Here is a 26,849-nt window from a genome sequence, read left to right on the forward strand (position 1 = left end):
CGTTTGACGCCCTGACGACGCCCTGACGCCCTGAGCGCCCGGCTCAGTTGACCTCTTCTCGGGTCGGGCTCGCTTTACCGCCGTGGCCCGTCTCCAGGCCTGTGTTCGATGGTTCCGGGGTGGGGCCGGCGGCTGTGGGGGAGGGGCGGGCACGTCCTGGCGGTGGAGCTGATGCCGTGACTCTGCGACACGGTGGCAAGCCAGTCCCGGGGTTGGACTGGCGCGGCAGCCGGAAGCCCCGACGCACGACCAGGCCGACCCGCTGGCTTCCGTAGCGGCCTCGATGATCCCATTCGTGGATGAGGTGGGATGAGTGCGTGCCGGCTCGGGCGAACCATGGCTGCGCGCGTGACCGCGCTGCCGGATCTTGCCCCGACCGCCGAACGGTGCCAGGCTCCTCAGATGACCTTGCTCAAGCTGATCGAGACGACTTCGGGGCAGTATTCGCTGCTGCTGGAGGCGGGGACCACGCCGGTCGACGACCTGATCGGGGAGCTTGGTCACGAGCCCAACGGGTACTTCTGGGAGGGCGTCGCACAGGTTCTCGTGAGCACCGAGGTTCCGACGCTCGAAGGCAGGTTCGCATACGACCCCGAGGCTGGCATGTTCTGTGCCTACGGGACCGATCTGAGCGCGCTGGAAGATCTGGCAGCCCGGATGAACGTGGTCGCGACCGACGGCGAACGCTTGCGGCGGCTGGTCTCGGAGGCCGAGGCGAGCGGCTTTGAGTTCGACGACTGACAGACAGCTCAGCCGGCGGCGTGCCACGCATCCGCAGAGCCCGAACACCCTGGCGACGCCCTGAGCCTGATGATCCGGGGTACATGTCGACTCGTGCAGGTGGCGGCATGACCGACAACCGTGCTGTCCGGGAACACCCTAGGGTGGCACCATGTCGGCGGAGCGTGAAGTGATCGACCTGGATGGGCACGACCGGCAGCCGACGGCGGCCGGCCGGGCTGCTCCCGACCGCCTCCTGTCCAGACGGCAGATGACTGTCCGGCTCGTAGCTGCCTTCGTGGTTGGCGCGGTGCTTGGTGGCTTGGGTGTGAGCGAACTACGGGATTCGCGGGAGGAGCGGGAGCGACATGCTTCGGTCGCGCTCGTGGCGGTCCCCCTGTCCATGTCCGGCGGGGGTTCGGACGTCTCGGGTGTTCTTCAGCTGGACGGGCAACTGGCAGTGACAAACGCCGGCCAGGCGCCGATCACGGTTCGTGCGGCGACCGGGCAGGGACCGGGTGCCCAGGTCCGTGACACCGGCGCGTCCCGGTTGCTGGGCCCCGGTGACACCGGCCCGATCGATGTCGAGCTGCGCTTCGAGTGCGCGACCGCGTTCGACAGTGGGCTCCTGCCCATGCGGTTCTCGGTTGAGACCGACGACCGCCAGGTCATCGAGATCGACTACCCCGTGGCTCTGGGGGGCGGCGTATGGCAGGTCAGGGCTGAGCAGGCGTGCGCGCGCACGTCCGTGGGATGAGAAGGCGCGGCTGAGCCGCGTCGGCATCCTCGACCGAGGCCAGGCGGGACGCCGCGGGCGATGGCGACTCACGTGCCGGGTGGGAACCATTGTCGAGACGATGCGGGCAGCAGCAACAGGCCGACAACGGCAGCGAAGGCCAGCATCCGTACCACCGACAGTGGGCGGATGTCGGGGAGTTCCACGAGGCCGTACGCGATGTTGAAGGCGGCGAAGCCGGCCGTCAGGACGCGGGCCCGTCCGACCTGGTGCCACAGACCGTACGCGAAGGCCAGGGAGAGAAGGATCAGTCCCACGGCGAAGATTGTCGCCCTCGGCTCGGTGGCACTGGGCGCGGTGCTCGCCTTGATCTGGGCGGCCTGGATGCCCATGCCCAGCAGGAAGCTGATCGCGGCGGCGACGACCGGGACGGGAACGGGTCGTCGATCCTGATCGATCATCGGCACATGGTAGGTGTGGTCTGCTCGGGTCGACCACGTGTGATCGACGGATCGGGTGGCGCTGCTGACGACCGGCGGCCGGACGCGCAGGTGACGGCGTACGGGGCAGCGGTGCCGGGCGGGCTGCCGATAGGGTCCGGGCATGGTGGAGAGCCGCCCCGACCATGTGGTCACTGCGATGATGGCGAGCACCGGCGACGAACGCACAGTGCTGGACGCGTTTCTCGATTTTCACCGCGCCGTGATGCTGGGGAAGCTGCGGGGCGTCTCCGACGCCGACGCCGCCCGCCGGCTGGTGCCGTCGGCGACCACCCTTGCCGGCCTGGTGAAGCACTTGACGGTTGTGGAGCGGAACTGGTTCCGGTGTCTGTTCGCGCCGGGACCGGAGGACGTCTATCTCACCTCCGAGGAGGACGCGGAGGCCAGCTTCGCGTTGACCGAAGGGGACACCGTCGAGCGGTTGTCGGCGGCGTACGAGGCGGAGTGCGCCAGGTCCCGGGAGGTGGCGGCCCGGTTCGGGCTCGACCACGTGGTGCCCCACCCGCAGCTCGGGGAGGTTTCCTTGCGCTGGGTCCTGGTGCATCTGATCGAGGAGACGGCCCGGCACGCCGGCCACGCCGATATCCTTCGGGAGTTGACCGACGGCTCGACCGGCGCCATCTGACCGAGGTTCACCTGTGACCCGCGATCAGGCGGGTGCGAGGAGCTTGGCGAGGCGTTCGGCTACCGGTGGGGCGTGCAGGTGCAGGCGGGCCACGTTTATCGCGTCGGCGCCGACCACCGAGAGCAGCGCGCGCGGGCCGACGGCGTACACGGCGAAGTAGCCGGCCTCGTTGCGGACGGTGGACTGACGGAATTCGCCCTGGCCGAGGCGGAGGCTGACCTGGCGGCCGAGGCCGAAGGTCGCCGCCGCCATCGCGGCCAGGTCGTCGGGGTCCAGGCCGTCGGGTACGTCGTGGGTGATGAGCAGGCCGTCGACTCCGCCGAGGACACTTCCCTGCACCCCGGGGATCTGGAGGCGCAACTCGTGCAGTTCGGTGCCGATCGCCGGGTACGGCAGCGACGGGTCACCGGCCAGCGACGGTGGGAGCCGCACCGGGGGCGGGAGGGTCGGCTGCTGTGCCGTACGGCGGGGGAGGAAGGTGTCGCCGGTGCTCACAGTTCCAGTTGCTCCTCGATGGTGCGCAGCTGGTGCCGGGCGAGCGCCAGGTTGGACCGGGTCTTGCTGAGCATCAGGTAGAGGAACAGGCCCTTGCCGTTGGGGCCGGTGAGCGGCCTGATGATGTGGTACTGGCCGCCGAGGGTGATGAGCATGTCCTCGATGTCGTCGTTCAGCTTGAGCATCTCGATGGTGCGCATCTTGGCGCGTACCACGTCGGTGTTGCCGGCGGCGGCGACGCTGAGGTCGATCTCCGGAGTGCCACCGGCGACGCCGAGTGTCATGCCGCTTGTGTAGTCGACGAGCGCGGCGCCGATCGCGCCGTCTATCGTCATGGCGTCCTTCAGGGCGGTGTCGAGGTTTGCCATCTGCCTCTCCAGGTTCTGCTGACGGAGCTGTATGTCCGTGCCCGGGCCCGAGCGCCCGGTGAGGAAATCTCGGATGAGACTCGCACACGCCACCTCCGATCCGCATCTTGTGCAGCGCGAACGGGCTGAGCGGGCCACGGTGGGTGACCAGCGGGGCGGCCGAGAATCGCCGCAGCGGCTGATGCCAGCGGCACGAGTTCGTCTGCTACCTGGGCGGATGCTTGTCCGACTCCGCACCAAAGGCGGGCGTGTCGGCGAGGTCGGCGAGGATGCGTCGCTGGAAGGCGCGGGCCGCCGCCCCGGTGGGTGGCGGCCCGCCGTCTCGGGCGGCGATCGACAGCTCGACCAACTCGATTGTGCCGGTGTCGGCCAACGGGCCGGCCTCGTCCAACAGCCGCCGGCCGGCGGCCACCTTGGGCAGCCACACCCCGGTGCGCAGCCGCACCCAGGAGCGGCAGGCGCCGAGCACGGCGTCCTCCGCCCCGGGCGCGGGCACCTCGCCGGCGGGCGCCGGTCGCGCCAACCACCAGCGCAGCGCATCCAGGATCAGCCGGCGCAGGTCGTCGTGGGCAAGGTCGGCGAAGGCGTCGGCGGCGGGCGGACCGAGCAGGGCCTGCCCGCTCTGGTGCAGGATGCTGCGGTCCAGGCCGTACCAGAACAGACCGTCCGCGCTCGGACGCTGCGCGGGGCCGTACGACACCCGGAAATCCATGCGTGCGCCGGTGTTCAGCTCGACCTCGAAACCCGGCTCCGGGGTGCCGGACCGGGCCACCTCCCGTCGGTACACGACAAGTTCCAGGCCGCGCGCCGGGCAGGGCAGTGCCTCGTGCCGCAGGCGGGCCACCAACTCCTCGGCGACCCCGTGCCCCAGCGGGGCGGCGCAGATAAGCGCCACGTCCACGTCGCTGCGTCCGGGTTGGTACGCGGCCAGACCCACCGAGCCCGCCGCGTAGGCGCCGCACAACTCGGCACCGAGCACCTCGTCGGCGACCGAGACCAGGTCGGCCAGGTACCGCCGCAGCGGGTCAGGTGTACTCCAGCTCACCGGGCTCGCCCCACAGCGTCCCGGCCGGTAGGAAGAACGCCGGGGTCTCCCCACCGAGGGCGTGCCGGATGACCAACCGGGCGTGCTCGTCGAGCTGCGGGAGCTGCCCCGGCGGGAACCACCGGACGTCAAGCGACTCGTCGTCGTTGACCCGTGCCTCGCCGCCCAGGAGCCGACAGTGGAAACCGAGGTTGAGGTACTCGCATCGGTCGCCGTTCGGGTACGTGCGCGGGTGCGACACCGCGCTGCTGAGCCGCAGCGGTTCGACAGCCAGGCCGGTCTCCTCGAGCACCTCGCGCACGACTGCGGTGGCCGGCTGCTCGCCGGGCTCGACGAAGCCGCTCACCACCGACCAGCGACCGTCGTCAGCCCGCTGGACGAGCAGTAGCTCGCCCGCGTCATTGCGGACGATCGCGCTCACGCTCGGTAGCCAGAGCAGGTCGTGGCCAACGTGCTTGCGCATCCGCAGGATGTAGTCCGGTACGCCCATCCGGTGACCTTAGCCAATCTGCTGATCCGAGCCGGCACCCGGGCCGGCGACGTCGATTTTCGCAGTTCAGGCCCGCAGGCCAGGGAGCACGTCTACTGTGGAAGGGCCTGGTGACTTGCCGTGTTCCGGTGGCGGTCGGTCGTTTCCCGGTGCACAGTGATGCCATGAGCGACAGCGGACGTGGACGTTACTACTGGTGTACGCGACACCACCGGGTCGAGTCCGGTGCCGACGTGTGCCCCGCGCGGCACGTTCTCGGGCCGTACGACTCGGCCGCCGACGCGGAGAACGCCCTGCAACAGGTGCGGGAACGCAACGAGGCGTGGGAGGCCGAGGACGCTCGCTGGACCGGGGAGGACAGGTAGACGGCGTGGGATGCCTCCCGCGCCGAGGCACTGCGTGCGCCGCGAGGGCGGCAGCACGTCCCCATGAAGGGAACCGAGATGGCCGAAGCGCAACAGGCCACCCGCCCGGCCGCGAAGCGTACTCCCGCGAGGAAGACCGCCGCGACGGAACGCACCGCGGGCCTCGCCCGTACCCCGTCCACCCGACGCGCGTCCGGCACCGCGCCGGCCGCCGGTAGGGCGACCGGGCGGACTCCGGCGGCGAAGAGCGCCGCCACCGCGTCCCCGACCAGGGCGGCCTCGTTGGCGCGGAAGACCGCCGCGGCCAAGAAGGCGGCCCCCGCGAAGAAGACGGTGTCGGCGAAGGCCGCACCGACGAAGACGCCCGCCCCGAGGAGCACCTCGACGTCGGCGCGTACCGCGACCGGCCCCGGCAGGACCGCCACCGCGACGAAGCGGGCCACCGCGAAGAAGGCGACGTCCGCCGCCCGCAGCACGACGGCGAAGGCCGCCACGAAGAAGGCAGCCGCGAAGAAGGTGGCCCCGGCGCGCAAGACGGCGCCCGCGAAGAAGACGGCCTCGGCGCGGACCACAGCGGCGAAGAAGGCGGCTCCGGCGCGCAGGACGGCGCCCGCGAAGAAGACCGCGTCGGCGAGGAAGGTGACGTCCGCGCGCACCACGGCGGCGAAGGCGCCCGCGAAGAAGGCGACGTCGGCGAGAAAGGCGGCACCGGCGCGCAAGACCGCGCCCGCGAAGAAGGCGACGGGTACCCGGAGCACCTCGGCGGCGCGGAAGGCGCCGGCGAAGACCGCGACGTCGGCGGTGAAGAAGGCGACGGCGCGCAAGAGCACGTCGACGACGGCGCGTAGGACGGCGGCGAAGAAGTCGCCCGCGAAGACGGTCGCCGCCAAGAAGGCACCGGCCCGGAAGACCACGACTGCGGCGACCCGCACGGCGGCGGCGAAGAAAGCGCCGGCCAAGAAGGCTCCCGCGACGAGGACCGCCGCGAAGAACGCACCTGCGAAGAAGGCAGCCGCGAAGAGGGCTCCCGCGACGAAGACCGCCGCGAAGAAGGCACCCGCGAGGACGGCAGCGGCGAAGAAGGGCGGGCGCGCCACGTCCGGCGGGCGGAGCGGCACCGCGCGCAAGGCGGCCGGCTGACCCGGCGTACGCCGACGACCCGTCGCTCGGAGGAGGGCGCCGCGTGTCCGGCGCTGTCAGGATTGGCACATGGTCATCCGACGTGTCCTGGCACCGCGCATCGACTTCGGGGCGCTGCGCCGAGAACTGGGCCTGCCCGAGGTCTACCCGGAGGCGGCGCAGCGGGAGGCCGACGAGGCAGCCGCAGCGCCGCCCCGACCGGCCGCCGACCACACGGACGTTCCGCTGGTCACGATCGACCCGCCCGGCTCCCGGGACCTGGACCAGGCGATGCACCTCAGCCGCCGCCCCGGCGGCGGCTACCGGGTGCGGTACGCGATAGCCGATGTCGCCGCCCACGTACGCCCGGGCGGGGTGCTGGAGGACGAGACCTGGCGTCGGGGGCAGACGGTCTACCTGCCCGACGGCAACGTGCCGCTGCACCCGCCCTCCCTCGGCGAGGGCGCGGCCAGCCTGCTGCCCGACGTGGACCGGGCGGCGGTGCTGTGGACCATCGACCTGGACGCCGACGGTGGCACCACAGCCGTGGTGGTGCAGCGCGCCCTGGTCCGCAGCCGGGCCCAACTGGCATACCCGCAGGTGCAGGCCGACGCCGACGCGGGCCGGCTACCCGAGCCGATCGCCCTGCTGCCGGAGATCGGGGCGCTGCTCACCGCCGGAGGGCTGCGCCGGGGAGCGGTGAACCTGCCGATCCCCGAACAGGACGTCGAGGCCGACGGTGACGGGTGGCGGCTCGTCCTGCGGGCACCGGTGCCGATGGAGGAGCACAACGCGCAGATCTCCCTGCTCACCGGGATGGCCGCCGCCGACCTGATGCTGGCCGGTGGGATCGGCCTGCTGCGCACCATGCCCGCGCCGAAGCCCGAGGCGGTGCAGCGGCTGCGGGCCGCCGCCACCCCGCTGGGCGTGCACTGGCCGGACGACATGAGCGTGGGCGAGCTGCTGCTCCGGCTGGATCCGGCCCAGCCCCGAGCCGCCGCGTTCATCGACCAGGCGGCCGAGCTGATGCGGTCGGCCGCGTACACCCCGTTCGACGGCGAGCAGCCCGAGCAGCCGGCGCACGGCGGGGTCGCGGCCGCGTACGCCCATGTCACGGCGCCGCTGCGACGACTCGCCGACAGGTACGCGACGGAGATCTGCCTGGCCCTGCACGACGGCCGTGAGGTGCCCGACTGGGCCCGCGCGGCGCTGCCCCGGCTGCCCTCGGTGATGGCGGCCACCGACCGTGCCGCGTCCGCCGCGAGCCGGGGCGCCATCGACCTGGCCGAGGCGGTGCTGCTGGCCCACCGGGTGGGCGAGACCTTCGACGCCGCCGTGCTCGACGTCGACGCGCCGTCGAACGGCAAGGCCCGCCCGGGCCGCCCGCCCGGCGGCACCGTCGCCCTGGACGACCCGCCGGTACGCGCCCGCTGCCTCGGTGAGCTGCCGCTCGGCACCCGGGTCCGGGTCCGACTGGTCGCCGCTGATCCGGCCACCCGCTCGGTCGCCTTCGAACTGGCCTGACAGTTCGGCGTCCCGTCCCGGTTGCGACGGCGCTGCCGGTTCACGTGACGACCGTGCTGCCGCTGCGACGTCCCGTCGTGACCGCCGCAGCGGGCATTGTCACAGCGTCGGGCGCTGCTGCCGGGCCAGCGGATTTGCGAGGATGACGACCATGGCATACGACCCGAGCACCCTGCCCGACGTTTCCGGGCTCACCATCGGCATCATCGGTGGCACCGGCGACCAGGGCCGTGGGCTCGCCTACCGGTTCGCCCGGGCCGGCCTGACGGTGCTCATCGGTTCCCGTTCCGCGCAGCGGGCCGCCGAGTCGGCCGCCGAGATCGCCGCGCTGCCCGGCGTGCCGGCCGGTGGCAGCGTCACCGGCGCCGACAACGACGAGGTGGCACGGCGCAGCGACGTGGTGATCATCGCGGTGCCGTGGGACGGGCACGCCGCCACCGTCGGCGCGCTCGCCGAACCTCTCGCCGGCAAGATCGTCGTGGACTGCGTCAACCCGCTCGGCTTCGACAAGCAGGGCCCGTACGCGCTGCCGGTGCCGGAGGGCAGCGCCGTCCAGCAGGCCGCCGCGTTGCTGCCCGACTCCCGGGTCTGCGCCGCGTTCAACCACGTAAGCGCTCCGCTGCTGGCCGACCCCGAGATCGACCGCATCGAGCTGGACGTGCTGATCTGCACCGAGGAGCGGGAGCTGGTCGGCATCGTCGGCGCGCTCGCCGCCCACATCCCCGGCATGCGTGGGATCTACGCCGGACGGCTGCGCAACGCCCACCAGATCGAGGCGTTCACCGCCAACCTGATCGCCATCAACAAGCGCTACAAGGCGCACGCGGGAGTCCGCGTCACCGACCTCTGAGCCCGCGTACCCCGCTCGTCGCCGTCGACGCAACGCCACCGGGCCTGCCGGCCATAGTGTGATGTGACGATCCAGATGGAGCCGACCGACCAGGAGTTGTGGTCGGCGACGGTGGCCGGCGACGAGGTGCGGTTCGCGCAGCTGTTCGACAGATACGCGCGGACCGTCTACAACCATGCGTTCCGGCTCACCGGGTCCTGGTCGCTGGCCGAGGACGTCACCCAGTCGGCCTTCCTGGTCGCCTGGCGCCGTCGCGACGACGCCCGCCTGGTCGACGGCTCGATACTGCCCTGGCTGCTCGTCATCACCACGAACACCGCGCGCGGTGAGACCCGCTCGGCGCGGCGGTGGCGCGCGCTGCTGCGGCGGATACCGCTTGAGCGCGGTACGGAACGAGACGTCGCTGAGGACGCGGCCGGGCGGGTGGACGACGAGCGGCGGATGCGGCTGATCCTGGCGGCGGTGCGCCGGCTGCCCCGCGCCGAGCGGGAAGCCGTCGCCCTGTGCCTGTGGTCCGGTGTGTCCTACGCCGACGCGGCGGTCGCGCTCGACATCAGCGAAGGCTCGGTTCGCTCCCGGGTCAGCCGGGCGCGTGCCCGGTTGGCCAGCCAACTTCTCGACAACCCGGAGGACCGATGAACGAGCTGCTCGACCCGCCCGCCGAACGTGACCTGCCGGCCGGGCGGGCGGTCCGGATGCGGGCCCGACTCATGACGGAGATGCGGGCGGTGCCCGGCCCTGCGCCGGTCCGTCGCCGCATCGCCGTCGCGCTCGTCGCCGCCGCGATGGTCGTCACGGTCGCAGTGGTCACCTGGCCCGATCCGGATCGGGGGACCCAGCTTCTGGCCTTCGGGCCGGACGAACTGTCACCCACGCTGCGGCAGTCCGCCGAGCGGTGCCTGGCCCTCGGTGACGAGCCGGGCCGGGCATCGGCGACCGTCGCCGACCTGGCGGTCGCCGTGGAACAGGGCGACCACGCCGCGTTGATGTTCCTCACCGACGACCACTACGTCGCATGTGATCTGTGGGATCCGGCCCACCAGTCGTGGTCCGGTGGCACGGCGACCTCCGTCGACGATCCGACCTGGCGGAAGGCGTGGCTGCCCGGTCCCGTCCAACGGCTCCTGCTCACCTCGACCGACCCCGACGGCGGCGAGGTGGTGGCGATCGGGCGGGTGAGCGCCCGGGTGCACCGGGTGGTGTTGCAGCAGGCCGACGGGACGATCACGCCGGCCCGGGTCGCGGGTGGCGCGTTCGGCCTCGTCGGCGCGGGCGTCAGCGAGGACGGGGGGGCGGAGCTGGTCGCCTACGACAGGGCCGGCGTCGAGATCGACAGGCGACCACTGTTCACCCCGTTCGACAAGCTCGGTCGTTGCTACGTCGACCCGGCCGGCGCGGTCGTCTACGGCGACCCCGGCCCCACCTGCCAGCCCGCCGAGCCGTGGCACCGTCGGTGACGGCACCAACCAGGAGCGGATCGGTGGCAGAAAAGGTGTTAGCCGGCCGGCGTGTCCGCTACCGCAACTGCCACTGATCCTTCGTGAGGGCGTCCAGGCGGTCAGAAGGTGACGTTGACGCCTGCCGACTTGCAGGCCGTGCTCAGGGAAGCGCCGGCCTTCTCGAAGGCCGGGTTGTCCGCGGCGGTCGCCGGATCCGCGGCGTTGGCGGCCTTGCCGGCCTCCGCACCGAACTTCTCCAACGCGGCAACCACCTTGCTGTCGGTGGCGCCAGTGGCCGCCACCCGGGTCACCTCGTTCTGCAACCCGGACAGGATCTTCTGGAACAGTGCCGGCGACGGCTCGCTCCCGGAACCCAGCGCGGACACGAGATTCCGCTTCATTTCCTCACTCGCCTTCTTCGCCGACTGGCAGAGCTGCTTGTCGCTCACCGCGTCCGCCGCGTCGGCGCTGGGCGGTGCCGGGGTGGGCGAGGCGGAGGTGGCGGTGGCGGACGGTACGACGGCCGACGGTGAAGCTCCGGCGCTCGGGGTCGCCTCCTCGCCACCGCAGGCGGTAAGCGTCAGCAACGAGGCGCAGGCCAGGACAAAAAAAGAAGCACGAACTCGGTTCACGAGCGTGAACCGTAGCGGCTTTCGGGAAAACTCGCTCGCCCTGTCCGGCGTCCAGCCGCAGCGCGACGCGTACCCGCCGCCGCGCGGGTTGCTCGCGGCGGCGGGTACGAGGTGGGGTCAGAAGGTGTGTTCCGGGGCGGGGAACTGGCCGGAGCGGACCTCGTCGGCGAAGCGGCGGGTGGCCTCGTCGAGCGTGTCGGCCAGCGCGGCGTAGCGCTTCACGAAGCGTGGCGCCTTGCCGGTGCGCAGGCCCGCCATGTCCTGCCAGACGAGCACCTGGGCGTCGGTTTCCGGGCCGGCGCCGATGCCCACGGTGGGGATCGGCAACTCGGCTGTGACCCGCTTGGCGACCTCGCCGGGCACCATTTCGAGCACCACCGCGAAGGCGCCCGCCGCGGCGACCGCCCGCGCGTCGGCAAGTACCTCGTCGGCGGTCTCCCCACGGCCCTGCACCCGGTAGCCACCGATCGTGTGCTCACGCTGCGGGGTGAAGCCGATGTGCGCCATCACCGGGATGCCGGCACCGACGATCGCCTCGATCTGCGCGGCGTAGCGCTGGCCGCCCTCCAGTTTCACCGCGTGGCAACCGCCCTCCTTCATGAACCGGACGGCCGTCCGCAGCGCCTGGGTCGGACCCTCCTCGTACGACCCGAAGGGCAGGTCACCGACGACAAGGGTCTGGCGGGTGGCCCGGACGACCGCCCGGACCAGCGGCAGCAGGTCCTCGGCGGTCACCGGCAGGGTCGTCTCGTAGCCGAACACGTTGTTCGCCGCCGAATCGCCCACCAGCAGCACCGGGATCCCGGCGGCGTCGAAGATCGAGGCCGTGTACTGGTCGTACGAGGTGAGCATCGACCATTTCTCGCCGCGCTCCTTGGCGGCGAGCAGGTCGCGGGTACGGACGCGACGGGTGGCCGGGCCGCCGTAGAGGGCTGTCACCTCGGCCGGAGTGGATTCCACCATGACGTTCTCCTTCCTCGAGGCCGCGTACGCGGTCCCCGGGTTCTGCCGCGATCGTCGCACCGTGCGGGCGGTCGGCGGCAGGGCGCAGTGGAGGATGTCACTCCGGCCCGACGTCACGAGCCAGCAGCTCGTGACGCCCGGTCAGCCGTCCTCGCGCCACCGGTTGGTGATCGGCAGCCGCCGGTCCCGCCCGAACGCCTTCATCGAGATCTTCGTACCCGGCGCGGACTGGCGGCGCTTGTACTCGGCGGTATCCACCAACCGCAGCACCTTGTCCACCACTGCCGGGTCATGGCCGTCGGCGACGAGGCCGTCGCGGCCCAGGTCGCCGTCGATGTAGCCGATGAGGATCGGATCGAGTACGTCGTAGTCGGGCAGCGAGTCGCTGTCGAGCTGACCCGGGCTCAGCTCGGCGCTCGGCGGCTTGCCTATCGAGTTCTCCGGGATCGGCGGCGTCAGGCCCAGCCGGGCCGCCTCGGCGTTGCGCCACTTGGCCAGCCGCCAGACCAGGGTCTTCCACACGTCCTTGATCGGGTTGAAGCCGCCTACCGAGTCGCCGTACAGGGTCGAGTAGCCGACCGCCAGCTCGCTCTTGTTGCCGGTGGTCAGCACCAGGTGGCCCTCCTGGTTCGACAACGCCATCAGGATGACGCCGCGCACCCGGGCCTGAAGGTTCTCCACCGCCACCCCGGACAGCGACAGGTTCGCCAGGAAGGTGTCCACCATCGGCTGGATCGGTTCCACCCGGTAGTCAAGGCCGGTCCGCTTGGCCAGATCGGCCGCGTCGGAGCGGCTGTGCTCCGAGGAGTGCTGACTGGGCAGGGAGACCCCGACCACCCGGTCGCCGCCGAGGGCGTCCACCGCGATGGCCGCCACCACCGCCGAGTCGATGCCGCCGGAGAGCCCGAGGACCACCGAGGGGAAGCGGTTCTTCTCGACGTAGTCCCGCAGGCCGAGCACCAGCGCCTGCCACACCTCGGCCTCGTCGGCCACCGGCTCGATGAGCCCGCCGGTCGCCGCCGGGCCGGTGGGCGAGGGCGGGATCCCGTCGACGGTACGCCGCACCACCCGCAGCCCGTCGGCCGTCTCCTCGCCGTCGCCGACCCCAGCGTCGGCGGCGGGCAGGTCGACGTCGTGTACGAGCAGGTGGGTGACGAACTGCGGGGCCCGGGTCAGCACCGTCCCGTCCGCCGCGACGATCATCGAGTCGCCCTCGAAGACCAGCTCGTCCTGACCGCCGATCATGTTGACGTACGCGATCGTGGCACCGGCCTCGGCGGCCCGCCGGCGGACCAGCGGCATTCGCAGGTCGTCCTTGTTCAGCTCGTACGGCGAGCCGTTGATGTTGACCACGAGCCCCACGCCGGCCCGCCGGGCGGCGGCGAACGGTCCGCCGGCCTGCCACAGGTCCTCGCAGATGGTGAGTGCCACGTCCACCCCACCGAGCCGGACCACTGTGAGCATGTCGCCGGGCACGAAGTAGCGGTCCTCGTCGAAGACGCCGTAGTTGGGCAGGTGGTGCTTGAAGTAGGTGGCGACCACGTCGCCGCGGTGCAGCAGCGCGGCGGCGTTGCGGGCCCCCCGACCCGGCTCGGCGTCCGCGCTCACCTGCGGCGGCCCGTCCGCGTCGAGGTAACCCACCACGACCGGCAGCTCACCCAGGCCGTCGGCGGCCAGATCGGCGGCGAGCCGGCCGAGCGCCGCCTGGGAGGCGGCCACGAAGGAGCGCCGGAAGACCAGGTCCTCCACCGGGTACCCGGTCAGCATCATCTCCGGGAACAGGACGAGCTGGGCGCCGGAGGCGGCGGCCCGGCGGGTCCACGCGCGGACGAGACCGGCGTTGCCGGTGAGGTCACCGACACTGGGGTTGACCTGGCACAGCGCGAGACGCAGGGTGGGCATGTCCTCATCTTGCCCCAGCGATCCGAGGTCGACATGTCGGCGTGGGGCAGTACCACCGGGCCGGACCGCCGGTCGGGACTGGACGGGACGCAACGGCCGGGGTTCGGTTAACGTCTGCGTAATCGGGTCGGTGGAGACTGGTCGGTCAGGTCGGGCAGAGTCCGACCCAAGGCGGACATAGCGTGTCGCGGAAGGTTGGGGAAGTGGACCGTCAGCAGGAGTTCGTCCTCCGTACGCTGGAAGAGCGGGACATCCGTTTCGTCCGGCTGTGGTTCACCGACGTGCTGGGCACGCTCAAGAGCGTGTCCGTCGCCCCGGCCGAACTTGAAGCCGCCTTCGAGGAAGGCATCGGTTTCGACGGCTCGGCCATCGAGGGGTTCGCCCGGGTCTTCGAGTCGGACATGGTCGCCATGCCGGACCCGACCACCTTCCAGGTCTTCCCGTTCGAGGGCGGGGTCAGCGGCGAGAGCGCCCGGATGTTCTGCGACATCCTGCTGCCCGACGGCGGCCCCTCCTGGGCCGACCCGCGCCACGTGCTGCGTCGGGCGCTGTCCCGGGCGGCCGAGAAGGGCTTCACCTTCTACACCCACCCGGAGATCGAGTTCTTCCTGCTGGAGAACGGGCCGATGGACGGCACCGTGCCGATCCCGGTGGACACCGGCGGCTACTTCGAGCACACCACCCACGCGGTGGCGCGGGACTTCCGCCGCCAGGCGGTGCTGTCGCTGGAGCGGATCGGCATCTCGGTGGAGTTCAGCCACCACGAGGTCGCCCCCGGCCAGCAGGAGATCGACCTGCGCTACGCCGACGCGCTCACCACCGCCGACAACATCATGACCTTCCGGCACGTGGTGAAGGAGGTGGCGCTCTCCACAGGCGTGCAGGCCACCTTCATGCCGAAGCCCTTCACCGACCAGCCGGGCAGCGGGATGCACACCCACCTGTCGCTGTTCGAGGGGGAGCGCAACGCCTTCCACGACGCCAGTGACCCGATGAAGCTGTCCAAGGTGGCCCGGGCGTTCATCGCCGGGCTGCTGGCCCACGCCCGGGAATACACGGCCGTCACCAACCAGTGGGTCAACTCGTACAAGCGGCTGTTCCCGCAGGCGCTGCCGGACCGGGTCACCGAGAGTCCGGCGTACGTCTGCTGGGGGCATCTGAACCGCTCCGCGCTGGTCCGGGTTCCCGCGTACGGCAAGCCGAACTCGGCCCGGGTGGAAATCCGTTCGCCCGACTCGGCCGCCAACCCGTACCTCGCCTTCGCGGTGCTGCTCGGCGCCGGGATGAAGGGCATCGAGGAGGGGTACGAGCTGCCGCCGGGCGCCGAGGACGACGTGTGGGCGCTGACCAGCGCCGAGCGGCGGGCGATGGGGTACGAGCCGCTGCCGGAGAACCTGTCCGAGGCGATCGACGTGATGGCGGGTTCGGAACTGGTCGCCGAGGTGCTCGGCGAGCACGTCTTCGACTTCTTCCTGCGCAACAAGCGGGCCGAGTGGGAGCAGTACCGCCGCGAGGTCACCCCGTACGAGCGCCAGCACTACCTGTCGCTGTAGCCGCTGCTCCGGGCCGCCCTGCCTGTCGCTGCCGCCGCTGCTGTGGGCGGGTGCGTGGGGGACGGGCCCGCCGCCGGGCAGCCGGGCCGTTGCCAGGTGCCGCTATCGTCTCGATCACCGTGCCGGCGTCCGTCGGCCGGAGACTCGTCGGGAGGCAGTCGGTGCTGGAGGACCTGCTCAGCGGAGCCTGGCAGAGCGTGGTGTTCGGGGTAGTCGGAGTGGGCCTGATGGCCGCCGGCTTCGTCCTGGTCGACCTGCTCACCCCGGGCAAACTGCGGGACCTGATCTGGGTACGGCGCAACGCCAACGCCGGCCTGCTGCTCGCCGCGAACCAGCTCGGCGTCGCCGGGATCGTCTTCACCGCGATCCTGACCAGCTACAGCGACTTCGCCAAGGGGCTGGCCTCGACGGTGATCTTCGGGCTGATCGGTCTCGGCATCATGGCGCTTGCCTTCTTCGTGCTGGACCTGATCACGCCGGGCAAGCTCGGGGAGGTCGTCTGTTCCGACGAGCCGCACCCGGTGGCCCGGGTCAGCGCCGCCAGCCACTTCGGTGCCGCGCTCATCGTCTGCGCCTGCATCGCCTGACCGCTCTCCGGCCCGAATCTGCCTGACGGCTCACCGGCCCGAATCTGCCTGCCGGCGACCCGGTCGGGCCTGCTGCGCCGTTGACGGTCGCCGGATGCGGCAAGTCGGGCCTTCCCGGGCTTCGCAGACCGCGACTTGCCGCATGTCGTGAGTCTGCGAGCCGGGCCGAGCTGGGCGGAAGGTGACGCGCGGGTGCACCCGGTAGGCGGCCCCGCAGGAGTGGAGCGGGGCCGCCTACCACCTGGTGCGCGTGCGGCCGCCGAGGTGTCACTTGCCGGCGGACTCGCCCGCGTCGCCACGAGCGCCCGGGCCGCCCCAGCCGCCGAACACACCGGCCTCGACGGCTGCGGTGATGGCGTCGGCCTGCTCCTGGGTCAGCTTGCCGTCCTCGACCGCCTGCGCGAGCCGCTCGGCCAGCGCCTCCTTGCGCTCCTCGGCCGACGGCGGCGTCCGCCGCTCACCTTCGGCGGCACCATCGCCGCCCTTACGGCCCTCGGCGGCACCATCGCCGCGCCACGGGAACCCCCGGTGGCCCTCGCGGTCCGTGCGGCCCTGCGGCTGGTGCTGCTCGCGCAGCTTCTCCAGCGCCTCGGTCACCTTCTCGGTCGGCACGCCCAGTTGCTCGGCCAGCGCCTCGGCGAACTGCGCGTGCCGCGCGGCCCGCTGCTCCTGGCGGTCACCCTGCGGTTCGCTGCTCGCGCTGGCGCTCGGGGTGGTCTTGTCGTCGGCGAGCGCCACGGTGGGAGCGGCGATCCCCACGCCGAGCACGCCCGCCGCGGCCAGGCCGGCCAGCAGGTGCTTCTTCGAAATCGTGCGGGACATCGTTCCTCCAACTCGTCGGTGATGCGATGACGTCACCGACAGTGACGAGCCTGGCTGGGCGCGAACCATGGCGAAGCTGTCAGCGAGCTGGCAATCCCATTCTCGAAAGCGAACAATCCCGACAAAAGGATCAGCGGACGGCGGCGACCGCCGTGAGGGTGCCGGCGTCGGCGTCGAGCGTCGTCCGGGTACCTACCGGAACGGTGAGCTGACCGGGACCGTGACCGATCGGCAGGCCACCGAGCACCGGTACACCCAGATCGCCGAGGCGCTCGACGAGCACGTCGGCCACCGTGGTGTCCCAGCCGTCGGCGCAGTCGGTGAACTGCCCCACCGCCACCCCGGCCAGCCCGTCCAGCGCGCCGGCCCGGCGGAGCTGGGTCAGCATCCGGTCGACCTTGTACGGCGGTTCCTGCACGTCCTCCAGCAGCAGCACCGCGCCGGTCAGGTCGGGCATGTCCGGGGTACCGAGGGAGGCCACCACCAGGCAGAGGTTGCCGCCCAGCAGCCGGCCGGTGGCCCGTCCCGGGACGCGTACGCCGAAGGTCTCCTCGCCCTCGACGGCGCGCACGGTGACCGGCTCGGTGCTTGTCATCGCCGCGTGCAGGGACTCGGCCGAGGCCAGCGGGGTGCGCTCGTCGCGCCAGGCCGCCCCGGGACCGTGCACCCCGGCCAGCCGGGCGCCGCGCCAGAGCGCCAGCTGCAACGCGGTGATGTCGGAGAACCCGGCAACCACCTTCGGGTCACGGCGTACCGCCGCCATGTCGATGGCGTCCACCACCCGCTGCGCGCCATAACCGCCCCGGGTGCAGATCACCCCGCGCACCTGCGGATCGGCGAACGCGGTGTTCAGGTCGGCCGCCCGCAGCGCGTCCGTCCCCGCCAGGTAACCCTGCCGGGCGTACGCGTTGGGCGCGAGGACCGGCCGCAGTCCCCAGCCGGTGAGCAGTTCCACGCCCCGGGCCACCCGCTCCGGACTGGTCGGTCCGGACGGTGACACAAGCATCACCGTGTCGCCGGGGCGCAGGGCGGGTGGGCGTACGACGTCGTCGGGCGCGCTGCGGTCGGACACAGCGGCAGAGCCTACTGCGCTGGCCGGGAAGGGTTCACCGGATCGCCCGTGACCGCGCCGACGCGCTGGACAGCGCACCGATCCCTCGCGCTGATCGGATCGGCGAGACCGGATAGCCTCGACGATGTGGCAACCGCGTTGGTGATCGAGAACGACCCGACCGACGACCCGCGCCGGCTGGGGGAGTGGCTTACCGAGGCCGGGCTGGAGCTGTCGGTGGTGCGCCCGCACGCGGGTGACGCCCTCCCCGCCGACCTGGACGGGTACGTCGCCCTGGTGGTGCTCGGCGGCGACCAGCAGGCCTACCCGCTCACCGACGGCGCGCCGGGGGCGTCCTGGTTCCCGGCCGTGGAGAAGCTGCTCCGCAAGGCGGTGCGGCACCGGCTGCCGACCCTGGGTGTCTGCCTCGGCGCGCAGTTGCTGGCCACCGCCCACGCCGGCACCGTCGTCCGCAGCCCGTCCGGGCCGGAGGTCGGGCCCGCCGTGGTCGGTAAGCGCGACGCGGCCGAGTCCGATCCGCTCTTCCGGTACGTCCCGCTGATCCCCGACGTGTTGCAGTGGCACGCCGACGAGATCACCGAGCTGCCGGTCGGTGCCACCCTGCTGGCCGCCTCCACCCGCTATCCGCACCAGGCGTTCCGGCTCGGTGACCGGGCCTGGGGGTTGCAGTTCCACATCGAGTGCGACACCGCGATGATCGCCGACTGGGCCGCCGACTCGGTGCTGCTGGCCGAGCTGGGCTACGACCCGCAGCTGGTGATCTCCGCCTGCGACGCGGTGATGGTCGATGTCGAGGAGGTCTGGCAGCCGTTCGCGGCGCGGTTCGCCGCGCTCGCTCTCGGTGAGCTGGACGACGGGTCACGTCGTAGCCTGCCCCTGCTCGGGCACTGATGGGCCGGCCGACGAGCGCCACGGGCCGGCTCGCCCGCTACGGCTTCGGCGTCACCGACGACGACGCGCGGGCCCGCGCCGCCGACCTGCTCGGGCCGGACGGGCTCGACCTGTGGCGGCCACGGACGCAGGAACCGACAGGCGAGCAGGCCCAGGAGTTGCTCACCGCGCTGTCCCGGGCCGCCGACCCGGATCTGGCGCTGCGCCAGCTGCATCGGCTGGTCGAGGCGGAGCACCGGGCGACAACGGCGCCGAACGGCACCGGTGCAGCGGTGCGGCAGCGGGGCACCGGGCCCGGTCGCCACACGGCGACCCCCGCCGATGCCACCCAGGGCGAGGACGCTGCCGGCAGTGGTACGGCCGGCGGCATCGGCGCGGGCTCGGTGCTGCTCGCCGCGCTGCACGACGATCCGGGTCTGCGTCGCCGGCTGCTCGCCGTGCTGGGTGCCTCCTCGGCGCTCGGCGATCACCTGGTGGCCAACCCCGACCAGTGGCCGGTGCTGCGTACCGAACCGGACGGCCTCGCCCCGACCGCCGACGGCCGGCTCGACCTCTCCGGCGAGGGCAACCCGGTAGCGGTGCTGCGGCGGGCGTACCGGCTGGCGCTGCTGCGGGTCGCGGCGGCCGACCTCACCGGCGGACGCGGCCTGGAACAGTCGATGGCCGCGCTCTCTGCGCTTGCCGACGCCACGCTGTCGGCCGCCTACCAGATCGCCGTGGCGGAGCTGCCCGAGGGCACCCGGGAACCGCGCCTGGCCGTGGTCGCGATGGGCAAGTGCGGCGGTGGCGAGCTGAACTACGTCTCCGACGTCGACGTGATCTTCGTGGCGGCCGAGGACGACGACCTGACCACCGCCACCACCGTGGCCACCCGGCTGATCCACATCTGCGGCCTGGTCGCCTGGCCTGTCGACGCGGCCCTGCGCCCGGAGGGCAACCGGGGGCCGCTGGTGCGGACCCTCGCCAGCCACCTGGCCTACTACCGGCGCTGGGCCCGGACGTGGGAGTTCCAGGCGTTGCTCAAGGCCCGCCCGGCCGCCGGTGACCTGGCGCTCGGCCAGGAGTGGATCGACGCGTTGGCGCCGCTGCTCTGGCAGGCCGCCGAGCGCCCCGAGGCGGTCGAGGACGTCCGGGCGATGCGGCGCAAGATCATCGACCACATCCCGCCGAAGGAGCTGGAACGCGAGATCAAACGCGGTCCCGGCGGGCTGCGTGACATCGAGTTCGCGGTGCAACTGCTGCAACTGGTGCACGGCCGGGGCGACGAGACGTTGCGGGCGCCCGGCACCATCCCCGCCCTGCGCGCGCTTGTCACCGGCGGCTACGTCGGTCGGGCCGACGGCGAGGCGCTGCTGCGCGGCTACCGCTTCCTGCGCAGCGTCGAGCACCGACTGCAACTTCAGGGCCTCCGCCGGACGCACACGGTACCGACCGAGCCGGGCGCGTTGCGCTGGCTCGCCGCCGCGCTCGGCTACACCGCCACCCCCGGGCGCAGCGCCGTCGAGGAGTTCCGCGCCGAGTGGGTCACCCACGCCTCAGAGGTACGCCGACTGCACGCCAAGCTGCTCTACCGGCCGCTGCTGGAGTCGGTGGCCCGGGTACCGGCCGACGGGCTGCGGCTGACCCCGCAGGCGGCCCGCAACCGGCTGGAGATCCTCGGCTTCGCCGACCCGGCCGGGGCGCTGCGTCACCTCCAGGCCCTCACCGGCGGGGTGAGCCGCACCGCAGCCATCCAGCGCACCCTGCTGCCGGTGCTGCTCAGCGAGTTCGCCGACGCTCCCGAGCCGGACCGGGGGCTGCTCAACTACCGACAGGTCTCCGACTCCCTCGGCAGCACCCCCTGGTACCTGCGGCTGCTGCGCGACTCCGGGCCGGTGGCCCGCCGGCTGGCCCGGGTGCTCTCCTCCTCCCGGTACGTCGCGGACCTGCTGACCCGGGAACCGGAGGCGCTGCGCCTGCTGGCCGAGGAGAGCGAGCTGAGCCCCCGCCCGCGCGAGGTGCTCGTCGACGGTCTCACCGCCGCCGCGGCCCGGCACAGCGACCCGGTCGAGGCGACCCGGGCGGTACGCGCGCTGCGCCGCCGGGAACTGCTCCGCCTCGCCTGCGCCGACGTGCTCAGCCGGGCCGGCTCGATCGCCCCGGCCCGCCCGGACGGCGGCCGGACGACACCCGCCCTGGCCGACGTCACAGCTGTCGGCACGGCGCTCTCCGACGTCACCGACGCCACCCTCGCCGCCGCGCTGCGGACCGCCCGGGCCGCCCAGCCGGACCTGCCGGGACTCACCTTCGCGGTTATCGGGGTGGGTCGCCTCGGCGGATACGAGTCGAACTACCTCTCCGACGCCGACGTGCTCTTCGTCTACGAACCCCCGGACGGGGCCAGCGAGAGCGCGGCGAGCGCCGCCGCGCACGCCATCGCCGAGGAACTGCGGCGGCTGCTCGGCATGCCCGCACCGGACCCGCCCCTCGGTGTCGACGCCGACCTGCGTCCCGAGGGCCGACAGGGGCCGCTGGTCCGCAGCCTCGCCGCCTACCAGCAGTACTACGCCCGCTGGTCGCGGGTGTGGGAGGCACAGGCGCTGCTGCGCGCCCGCTGCGTCTGCGGCGACGCCGAGCTGGGCACCCGGTTCGAGCGGATGATCGACCCGATCCGGTACCCGGCCGACGGGCTGACCCGGGAACAGATCATCGAGATCCGCCGGATCAAGGTGCGGGTGGAGACCGAGCGGCTGCCCCGGGGCGCCGACCCGGCCACCCACACCAAACTGGGCCGGGGCGGCCTGGCCGACGTGGAGTGGGCGGTGCAACTGCTCCAGCTCCGGCACGCGGGCGCGTACCCGCAGCTACGCGGCACGCGTACCCTCGACGCGCTTGCCGCCGCTCGGGACGCGGGCCTCGTCGATCCGGCGGACGCCGAGGCGATGGTGGCCGGCTGGACCCTCGCCGCGCAGGTCCGCAACGCGCTGATGCTGGTCCGGGGCCGCGCCGGCGACCAGTTGCCCCGGCACGGCGTGGAACTGGCAGGCGTGGTCCGGCTGCTCGGCCACGAGGACCCGGGCGAGTTCCTCGACGAGTACCTGCGCACCGGCCGCCGCTCCCGCGCCGCCACTGAACGCGTGCTGGAGATGTAGCGCGGCCACCCGCCACCACTGCCGGTCACTGACCGTGGTAGGACTGCTCGGTGCCGACATCGACCCACGCTGCCGCTCCGGACGGGCGGGCCGCCGACGCTGCGCCAGGTACCGGTGCACCCCGGCCGGCGCACCCCGTCCTCGGTGCGCTCGTGGTGTCGCTGCTGTTGGCTGTCGCGTTCCTGCTGGCCCCGCCGATGGGCACCGATCTCTCGGCGCAGGTGGCCCGCGCGGGTTTCGCCGAACGCAACGGTCTCGCCCCGCTGGACTTCTCCTGGTACGGCGGGGTCAACCAGTTCGGCTACAGCCTCTACACGCAGACGCTCGGCGCGCTGATCGGGGTGCGTACGGTCGGCGCGGTCGCCGCTGTCGTCTCCGCCGTGGCGCTGGCCTGGCTGCTGACGCTTACCGGCGCCCGCCGCCCGCTGCTCGGTGGTCTGCTGGGCGCGGTCGTCCTGGTCGGCAACCTGGCCAGTGGTCGGATCACCTTCGCCGTCGGCCTGATGTGGGCGCTGCTCGCGCTCTGCGCGGTCGCCGTGCCCCGAGGGGCGCGTTGGTGGCGGCTGTCGGCGGCCGGTGCGGCGGCGGTGCTCGCGACTGCCGCCAGCCCGGTGGCCGGACTCTTCCTCGGTGTCGCTGGCGGCACCCTGCTGATCCTCGACATCCGGCGACACCGACGACCCGGCGCCGCCGCCCTGGTGCTCTGCCTGGTGCCGCTGGTGACGGTGGCGCCGATGGCGGTGCTCTTCGGCAACGGTGGCTGGCAGCCGTTCAGCGCCGAATCACTGCGGATCAACCTCGCCCTGGCCGTGGTGGTGCTCGCGCTCGTGCCCGTCCGGGCGCTGCGGGTCGGTGCCGCGCTGACCGGGTTGCTCCTCATCGCGGCCTACTACCTGCCCAGCCCGGTCGGCTCGAACGCGTTGCGCCTGCCGATGCTCTTCGCCCTGCCGCTCGTCGCGGCGTACGTCGGGCTGGGCCGACGATGGCTGGTCGCGCTGCTCGTCGCGCTGTTCTGGTGGCAGTCCCCGGTGATGACGAACGACATCGTCCGCCGTGGCCCGGCACCGGCGTACGCCGCCTTCCACGAACCGCTGCTCGACGAGCTGGAACGGCGGGCACCTGTGGGGCGGATCGAGGTGGTGCCGCTGCGGGATCACTGGGAGAGCGCGTTCGTGGCCGCCGCCGTACCCCTGGCCCGGGGCTGGGAGCGGCAGGCCGACGTGGGACGCAACGCCCTCTTCTACGACGGCAGCCTCGACACCGACAGGTACGGCGAATGGCTGCGCCGGAACGCCGTCAGCTACGTCGCCGTCGCGCCGGACGCGGCGCTGGACCGGTACGGCCAGGCCGAGGCGACACTCATCCTGGCCGGCCAGCCGTACCTGCGGGAGGTCGGTCGCCCCGGGCAGTGGCGGCTGTACCAGGTGCTCGACCCGGAACCGCTTGTCTCCGGTCCCGCCCGGCTCGTCGGATCCGACGACGCTGGTGTCCGGTTCACCGTCGACGCGCCGGCCGACGTGCTGGTCCGGGTCCGGTGGTCCCGCTGGCTGTCGCTGGCGGCCGGAGCGGGCTGCCTGAGCCCCGGCGCGGACGGGTGGGCCACGGTTCGGGCCCGCACCGCCGGCACCTTCGAGATCACCAGCAACCTGCGGCCGTCCGGCCACTGCCCGTCCGGCTGAGCCCGGCCCGGCACCGCCCAGCTGTCCGGCTTGGTTGGGCCGGTCTGGCACTGTCCGGCCGGCCGCTGACGATGCCCACCTCCGGACCGCGCGCGCGGTACTGGCAGCATGGCGGACGTGCCCCATCACCTCGTTCGCTGGACCGGACTGGCCGGATCGATCATGCTCTCCGTGGCGGCGTTCCTCGGGGGCGCCCTGCCCGACGGGGACCTGCGACCGAACCCGGTCAAGATCTGGCTGGGGCCGAACGGGCCGCTGATCATCGGTCTGTGGTTGTTCGGTACCGCCGCCATGGCGGTGGCCTGGTGGACGCTGCGGGACCGGGTGCCGTCGGCCCGGTGGGCCCTGGTCACCGCCGGGCTGTGGGTGCTGCCGTTCCTGTTCACCCCGCCGCTGGGCAGCCGGGACGCCTACGCGTACGCCTGCCAGGGGGCGAGCTACGCCAACGGCATCAGCCCGTACGAGTACGGCGTCTCCACGCTGCCCTGTCCGTGGCTGGACACCATGTCCTACATCTGGCGGGACACTCCCGCGCCGTACGGTCCGCTGTTCGTGGTGCTCTCCGGCGCGGTGGTCGCCGCGACAGGTTCCCTGATCGGCAGCATCGCGCTGTTCCGGGTACTGGCCGTGGCCGGTGTGGCGCTTACCGCCGCCTGCCTGCCGGTGCTGGCCCGTCGCTGCGGCGTACCTGTCGAGCGCGCCCTCTGGCTCACCCTGGCCAGCCCGCTGGTCGGGGTGCACCTGATCTCCGGCGTGCACAACGACGCCCTGATGGTCGGGCTGCTGGTGGCCGGGCTGGCCGTGGTGGTCAGCCGCCCGGGGCGGCCCTGGCCGCTGCTGGCCGGCGGCGTCGTGCTCGGCCTGGCCGCCGGGATCAAGGTGACCGCGCTGGTGGTGGTGCCGTTCGCGGCGCTCGCCGCGATCACCGGCGGCTTCTCGCTGCGCGCGCTGCTGCGCCACGGTACGCCCGTGGTCGGCGGTACCGTGGCCACGCTGTTCGGGGTGACCCTCGCCGCCGGGCTGGACCTCGGCTGGATCACCGGGCTGTCCCACGGCAACGAGGTGGTCGCCTGGACCTCCCCGCCGACCGCCGTCGGGCAGACCGTCAACTACCTGGCGCTGCCGTTCGGCCAGCACATCGACGCGCTGCCGGTGACCCGGGCCATCGCGGTGCTGGTGCTGGCGGCAGTGCTGGTGTGGCTGTGGTTCCGGGCCCGCCACCGCGAACCGCTCTGGCACGCCGCGCTGGCGTTGACCGCGACCGTGGCGCTCGCCCCGCTGTTCCACCCCTGGTACTGGTTCTGGCCGCTGGCGCTGCTCGCCGCCACCGCGCAGCGCACCTGGTGGTTCAGCGCGGTGACCGTCTACGCCGCGTTCCTGGTGCTGGCCGACGGCACCGGGCTGCCCCGGTACACCAAGACGGTGGGTGCGCCGCTGATGACGCTGTTCGTGATCGTGGTGGCGGTCCGCTTGGTACGGTCGGCGAAGGAGGCCCGGACGGCGGCCCGGCAACCGGTGCCTGTCGAGTAGGCCGGTTCCGGCGGGGCGTCCCTGGACACCGCACTGGAGGAGAGGTACGGCCGGTGACCGATCCCGGCGCCCGTTCCCACCTCGGTCCCCGCTCCGCGTCCGGCGCCCGCAGCGTTCCGGGGCTCGGCGATGCCCGGCCCGCGGGCCACCGCGACCTGCTGGCCCGGTACGTCGGACTGGTCGGGGCGCTGCTGCTGGCGGTCGCCGGATATCTCGGCGGTGCGCTGCCCGACGCCACCACCGCACCCGACGGCGGCCCGCTGACCGTCACGCTGTGGCTGCTCGGCACGGTCGCCACGGTCGGCTCCTGGTGGGCGTTGCGCGCCGGTGCCCCGTCGACCAGGTGGGCGTACGTGACAGTCGGCTGGTGGACGCTGCCGCTGCTGGTGACCGCTCCGCTGGGTAGCCGGGACGTCTACTCGTACGCCTGCCAGGGTTGGATCTACGCCGACGGTGGTGATCCGTACGTCACCGGGGTGGCCGCGGCCGGATGCCCCTGGGTCGAGGCGGTCGCGCCGGTCTGGCGGGACACCCCGGCACCGTACGGGCCGTTCTTCGTGCTGCTCGCCGCCCTGACAGTGGTGCTCGGCGGCGGACTTGTCGGCACGCTGGTACTGCTGCGGGTACTGGCCCTCGCGGGCGTGCTGGCGGCGGCGGCCTGCCTGCCCGGCCTGGCCCGGGCAGCCGGCGTCCCGCCCCGGCGAGCGACCTGGCTGCTGCTGGCCTGCCCGCTGGTCGGGGTGCACCTGGTGGCCGGGGCACACAACGACGCGGTGATGCTCGGCCTGCTCCTGCCCGCCCTGCTGATGCTGGTCCACGGTCCGGGGCGGCGTGGGCTCTGGGTGCTGCTGGTGGCCGGGACGTTGTTCGGACTGGCGGTGTCGGTGAAGGCCACCGCCGTGGTGGTGCTGCCGTTCGCGGCGCTGGCCGCCGTACGGGGTCGACCCGTCGTGCGGAAACTGCTGCGTGACGGGGGCCTGCTGGCGGTCGGGGTCTTCGGTGGGCTGCTGGTCCCCTCGCTGCTGACCGGTCTCGGGTTCGGCTGGCTCGGTGGGCTGGGCCGCAGCGGCGACACCGTGCAGTGGACCTCGCCGTCGACAGCCGTCGGCATGCTCGTCGACTACGTCGGTGAGCTGCTCGGCCGGCAACCCGACGCGGTCCCGGTGACCCGCATCGCCGGACTCCTCCTCCTGGCAGCCTTCCTCCCCCTCCTCTGGTCCCACACCCTCTCCACCCTCCGCCATCCCCACCCCCACTCCTACCCCTACCCAGCCGCGTTGATCATGAAGTTACTGCCATGGGCAAGCGCTTGCCCGGGCAATAACTTCATGATCAACGCGGCCTCTCGTGGGGGTGGGGTGGTGTTGGGGGGTGCGGGGGTGGCGTTGGGGGCGACTGTGGTGCTCGCGCCGGTGTTTCACCCGTGGTACGCCACCTGGCCGCTGGCGCTGCTCGCGGTGGCGGCCAGCCGGACCGGCTGGTTCGCGCTGCCGTGTGCGCTGGCCTCGTTCCTCGCCCTGCCGGACGGCACCAGCCTGGCCCGGCTGACCAAGGCCCCGGGCGCGATCGTGATGACGACCCTGGTCCTCGCCGCAGTCATCCGATTCCTGTCCGCCCACCGCTCACCGAGAACGCCCCCACCCCACTGATCCCGAATCCGCGCTGGCGCACGCCCGAATTGTGGCAGCAAAGGTGCCCGACACGCCGCTGCGACAGCACCGGAACTGCCACGGATGCCGGTCGCCGTGGAGCCCGGCACGGTGGGGCCCGGCATGGTGGGGCCCGGCATGGTGGGGCCCGGCATGGTGGGG

Annotated in this window: 25 protein-coding genes; 14 read left to right on the forward strand and 11 right to left on the reverse strand. The window is 72.6% G+C overall.

Annotation, left to right across the window (positions count from 1 at the left end; translation table 11 throughout):
- Positions 1–402 precede the first annotated feature (402 nt).
- Together Van01_RS27900 and Van01_RS27905 are read left to right on the forward strand one after the other, a co-directional pair.
- Positions 403–741 carry an immunity 51 family protein gene (locus tag Van01_RS27900; protein WP_204013768.1) on the forward strand — a complete coding sequence of 113 codons (339 nt, stop codon included), beginning with the start codon at positions 403–405 and terminating at the stop codon, positions 739–741.
- Positions 742–1,018: 277 nt separating this feature from the next.
- A complete protein-coding gene (locus Van01_RS27905; RefSeq protein WP_204013771.1) occupies positions 1,019–1,477 on the forward strand; it encodes a hypothetical protein in 459 nt (152 codons plus the stop codon).
- Positions 1,478–1,545: 68 nt separating this feature from the next.
- On the opposite strand, the gene Van01_RS27910 is transcribed toward Van01_RS27905, so the two are convergent.
- Positions 1,546–1,917 carry a hypothetical protein gene (locus Van01_RS27910; RefSeq protein ID WP_204013774.1) on the reverse strand — a complete coding sequence of 124 codons (372 nt, stop codon included), beginning with the start codon at positions 1,915–1,917 and terminating at the stop codon, positions 1,546–1,548.
- A 178-nt stretch (positions 1,918–2,095) separates the two neighbouring features.
- On the opposite strand from Van01_RS27910, the gene Van01_RS27915 reads away from it, so the two are divergent.
- Positions 2,096–2,581 carry a DinB family protein gene (locus Van01_RS27915; RefSeq protein ID WP_204013851.1) on the forward strand — a complete coding sequence of 162 codons (486 nt, stop codon included), beginning with the start codon at positions 2,096–2,098 and terminating at the stop codon, positions 2,579–2,581.
- Between the two features lie 24 nt (positions 2,582–2,605).
- On the opposite strand, the gene Van01_RS27920 is transcribed toward Van01_RS27915, so the two are convergent.
- From Van01_RS27920 to Van01_RS33575, 5 genes are all read right to left on the reverse strand, one after another.
- Complete coding sequence (locus tag Van01_RS27920) at positions 2,606–3,076, reverse strand: roadblock/LC7 domain-containing protein (RefSeq protein WP_204013783.1); 471 nt, start codon at positions 3,074–3,076, stop codon at positions 2,606–2,608.
- Complete coding sequence (locus Van01_RS27925; protein ID WP_204013786.1) at positions 3,073–3,444, reverse strand: hypothetical protein; 372 nt, start codon at positions 3,442–3,444, stop codon at positions 3,073–3,075. The genes Van01_RS27920 and Van01_RS27925 overlap by 4 nt, the downstream gene beginning before the upstream one ends.
- A gap of 205 nt (positions 3,445–3,649) precedes the next feature.
- Complete coding sequence (locus tag Van01_RS27930) at positions 3,650–4,489, reverse strand: nucleotidyltransferase domain-containing protein (protein WP_239099353.1); 840 nt, start codon at positions 4,487–4,489, stop codon at positions 3,650–3,652.
- Positions 4,470–4,979 (reverse strand): NUDIX hydrolase, encoded by a 510-nt coding sequence (locus tag Van01_RS27935; protein WP_204013790.1) that lies wholly within the window; start codon positions 4,977–4,979, stop codon positions 4,470–4,472. Before Van01_RS27935 ends, Van01_RS27930 begins: the two co-directional genes overlap by 20 nt.
- Before the next feature lie 190 nt (positions 4,980–5,169).
- Positions 5,170–6,462, reverse strand: a complete 1,293-nt coding sequence (locus Van01_RS33575) for a hypothetical protein (protein WP_275410411.1) — start codon at positions 6,460–6,462, stop codon at positions 5,170–5,172.
- A 91-nt stretch (positions 6,463–6,553) separates the two neighbouring features.
- On the opposite strand from Van01_RS33575, the gene Van01_RS27950 reads away from it, so the two are divergent.
- The 4 genes from Van01_RS27950 (at position 6,554) to Van01_RS27965 (ending at position 10,294) form a co-directional block, all read left to right on the forward strand.
- Entirely contained in the window at positions 6,554–7,987 is a 1,434-nt protein-coding gene (locus tag Van01_RS27950) for an RNB domain-containing ribonuclease (protein ID WP_204013793.1), read from the forward strand.
- Between the two features lie 151 nt (positions 7,988–8,138).
- Positions 8,139–8,837, forward strand: coding sequence for an NADPH-dependent F420 reductase (gene npdG / locus Van01_RS27955; RefSeq protein WP_204013856.1), 699 nt, complete (start codon positions 8,139–8,141; stop codon positions 8,835–8,837).
- Positions 8,838–8,900: 63 nt separating this feature from the next.
- Positions 8,901–9,476: an RNA polymerase sigma factor gene (locus Van01_RS27960; RefSeq protein WP_204013797.1), complete on the forward strand. Its 576-nt coding sequence runs from the start codon at positions 8,901–8,903 to the stop codon at positions 9,474–9,476.
- Positions 9,473–10,294 carry a hypothetical protein gene (locus tag Van01_RS27965; RefSeq protein WP_204013800.1) on the forward strand — a complete coding sequence of 274 codons (822 nt, stop codon included), beginning with the start codon at positions 9,473–9,475 and terminating at the stop codon, positions 10,292–10,294. The genes Van01_RS27960 and Van01_RS27965 overlap by 4 nt, the downstream gene beginning before the upstream one ends.
- A 101-nt stretch (positions 10,295–10,395) precedes the next feature.
- Here Van01_RS27965 and Van01_RS27970 read toward each other — a convergent pair whose 3' ends face one another.
- The 3 genes from Van01_RS27970 to Van01_RS27980 form a co-directional block, all read right to left on the reverse strand.
- Positions 10,396–10,908, reverse strand: coding sequence for a hypothetical protein (locus Van01_RS27970; protein WP_204013803.1), 513 nt, complete (start codon positions 10,906–10,908; stop codon positions 10,396–10,398).
- Positions 10,909–11,025: 117 nt separating this feature from the next.
- On the reverse strand, positions 11,026–11,871 hold the full coding sequence (panB, locus tag Van01_RS27975; RefSeq protein WP_204013806.1) for a 3-methyl-2-oxobutanoate hydroxymethyltransferase: 846 nt from the start codon (positions 11,869–11,871) through the stop codon (positions 11,026–11,028).
- A 141-nt stretch (positions 11,872–12,012) separates the two neighbouring features.
- Positions 12,013–13,773: an NAD+ synthase gene (locus Van01_RS27980; RefSeq protein WP_204013810.1), complete on the reverse strand. Its 1,761-nt coding sequence runs from the start codon at positions 13,771–13,773 to the stop codon at positions 12,013–12,015.
- A 203-nt stretch (positions 13,774–13,976) separates the two neighbouring features.
- On the opposite strand from Van01_RS27980, the gene glnA reads away from it, so the two are divergent.
- Both glnA and Van01_RS27990 read left to right on the forward strand, forming a co-directional pair.
- The gene (gene glnA / locus Van01_RS27985; RefSeq protein ID WP_204013813.1) at positions 13,977–15,326 is read left to right on the forward strand and encodes a type I glutamate--ammonia ligase; all 1,350 of its coding nucleotides are present in this window, start codon (positions 13,977–13,979) and stop codon (positions 15,324–15,326) included.
- Positions 15,327–15,487: 161 nt separating this feature from the next.
- Entirely contained in the window at positions 15,488–15,913 is a 426-nt protein-coding gene (locus Van01_RS27990) for a DUF350 domain-containing protein (RefSeq protein ID WP_093401266.1), read from the forward strand.
- 267 nt (positions 15,914–16,180) lie between these two features.
- Here the strand turns inward: Van01_RS27990 and Van01_RS27995 are convergent, their stop codons facing one another.
- Together Van01_RS27995 and Van01_RS28000 are read right to left on the reverse strand one after the other, a co-directional pair.
- On the reverse strand, positions 16,181–16,735 hold the full coding sequence (locus Van01_RS27995) for a hypothetical protein (RefSeq protein ID WP_204013816.1): 555 nt from the start codon (positions 16,733–16,735) through the stop codon (positions 16,181–16,183).
- Positions 16,736–16,865: 130 nt separating this feature from the next.
- Positions 16,866–17,741 (reverse strand): S66 peptidase family protein, encoded by an 876-nt coding sequence (locus Van01_RS28000; RefSeq protein WP_204013860.1) that lies wholly within the window; start codon positions 17,739–17,741, stop codon positions 16,866–16,868.
- A 159-nt stretch (positions 17,742–17,900) separates the two neighbouring features.
- Here Van01_RS28000 and Van01_RS28005 point away from each other — a divergent pair, with 159 nt between their 5' ends.
- From Van01_RS28005 to mptB (Van01_RS28025), 5 genes are all read left to right on the forward strand, one after another.
- Positions 17,901–18,698 carry a type 1 glutamine amidotransferase gene (locus Van01_RS28005; RefSeq protein WP_239099356.1) on the forward strand — a complete coding sequence of 266 codons (798 nt, stop codon included), beginning with the start codon at positions 17,901–17,903 and terminating at the stop codon, positions 18,696–18,698.
- Positions 18,698–21,829: a bifunctional [glutamine synthetase] adenylyltransferase/[glutamine synthetase]-adenylyl-L-tyrosine phosphorylase gene (locus tag Van01_RS28010; RefSeq protein WP_204013822.1), complete on the forward strand. Its 3,132-nt coding sequence runs from the start codon at positions 18,698–18,700 to the stop codon at positions 21,827–21,829. The genes Van01_RS28005 and Van01_RS28010 overlap by 1 nt, the downstream gene beginning before the upstream one ends.
- Before the next feature lie 50 nt (positions 21,830–21,879).
- Entirely contained in the window at positions 21,880–23,508 is a 1,629-nt protein-coding gene (locus Van01_RS28015) for a hypothetical protein (protein WP_204013825.1), read from the forward strand.
- Between the two features lie 117 nt (positions 23,509–23,625).
- A complete protein-coding gene (gene mptB, locus Van01_RS28020) occupies positions 23,626–25,038 on the forward strand; it encodes a polyprenol phosphomannose-dependent alpha 1,6 mannosyltransferase MptB (protein WP_204013827.1) in 1,413 nt (470 codons plus the stop codon).
- A gap of 155 nt (positions 25,039–25,193) precedes the next feature.
- Positions 25,194–26,687, forward strand: a complete 1,494-nt coding sequence (gene mptB / locus Van01_RS28025; RefSeq protein ID WP_204013863.1) for a polyprenol phosphomannose-dependent alpha 1,6 mannosyltransferase MptB — start codon at positions 25,194–25,196, stop codon at positions 26,685–26,687.
- Positions 26,688–26,849: the final 162 nt, after the last annotated feature.

The organism is Micromonospora andamanensis (assembly GCF_016863495.1).
Lineage (GTDB): Bacteria > Actinomycetota > Actinomycetes > Mycobacteriales > Micromonosporaceae > Micromonospora > Micromonospora andamanensis.

Coding starts and splice junctions, on each gene's coding strand:
- Van01_RS27935 (WP_204013790.1), bottom strand. CDS start 4,979: ATGGGCGTACCGGACTACATCCTGCGGATGCGCAAGCACGTTGGCCAC.
- panB (WP_204013806.1), bottom strand. CDS start 11,871: ATGGTGGAATCCACTCCGGCCGAGGTGACAGCCCTCTACGGCGGCCCG.
- Van01_RS27965 (WP_204013800.1), top strand. CDS start 9,473: ATGAACGAGCTGCTCGACCCGCCCGCCGAACGTGACCTGCCGGCCGGG.
- Van01_RS28010 (WP_204013822.1), top strand. CDS start 18,698: ATGGGCCGGCCGACGAGCGCCACGGGCCGGCTCGCCCGCTACGGCTTC.
- Van01_RS27980 (WP_204013810.1), bottom strand. CDS start 13,773: ATGCCCACCCTGCGTCTCGCGCTGTGCCAGGTCAACCCCAGTGTCGGT.
- npdG (WP_204013856.1), top strand. CDS start 8,139: ATGGCATACGACCCGAGCACCCTGCCCGACGTTTCCGGGCTCACCATC.
- Van01_RS27900 (WP_204013768.1), top strand. CDS start 403: ATGACCTTGCTCAAGCTGATCGAGACGACTTCGGGGCAGTATTCGCTG.
- Van01_RS27925 (WP_204013786.1), bottom strand. CDS start 3,444: ATGGCAAACCTCGACACCGCCCTGAAGGACGCCATGACGATAGACGGC.
- Van01_RS27995 (WP_204013816.1), bottom strand. CDS start 16,735: ATGTCCCGCACGATTTCGAAGAAGCACCTGCTGGCCGGCCTGGCCGCG.
- Van01_RS28000 (WP_204013860.1), bottom strand. CDS start 17,741: ATGCTTGTGTCACCGTCCGGACCGACCAGTCCGGAGCGGGTGGCCCGG.
- Van01_RS27915 (WP_204013851.1), top strand. CDS start 2,096: ATGATGGCGAGCACCGGCGACGAACGCACAGTGCTGGACGCGTTTCTC.
- Van01_RS27950 (WP_204013793.1), top strand. CDS start 6,554: ATGGTCATCCGACGTGTCCTGGCACCGCGCATCGACTTCGGGGCGCTG.
- Van01_RS27910 (WP_204013774.1), bottom strand. CDS start 1,917: ATGATCGATCAGGATCGACGACCCGTTCCCGTCCCGGTCGTCGCCGCC.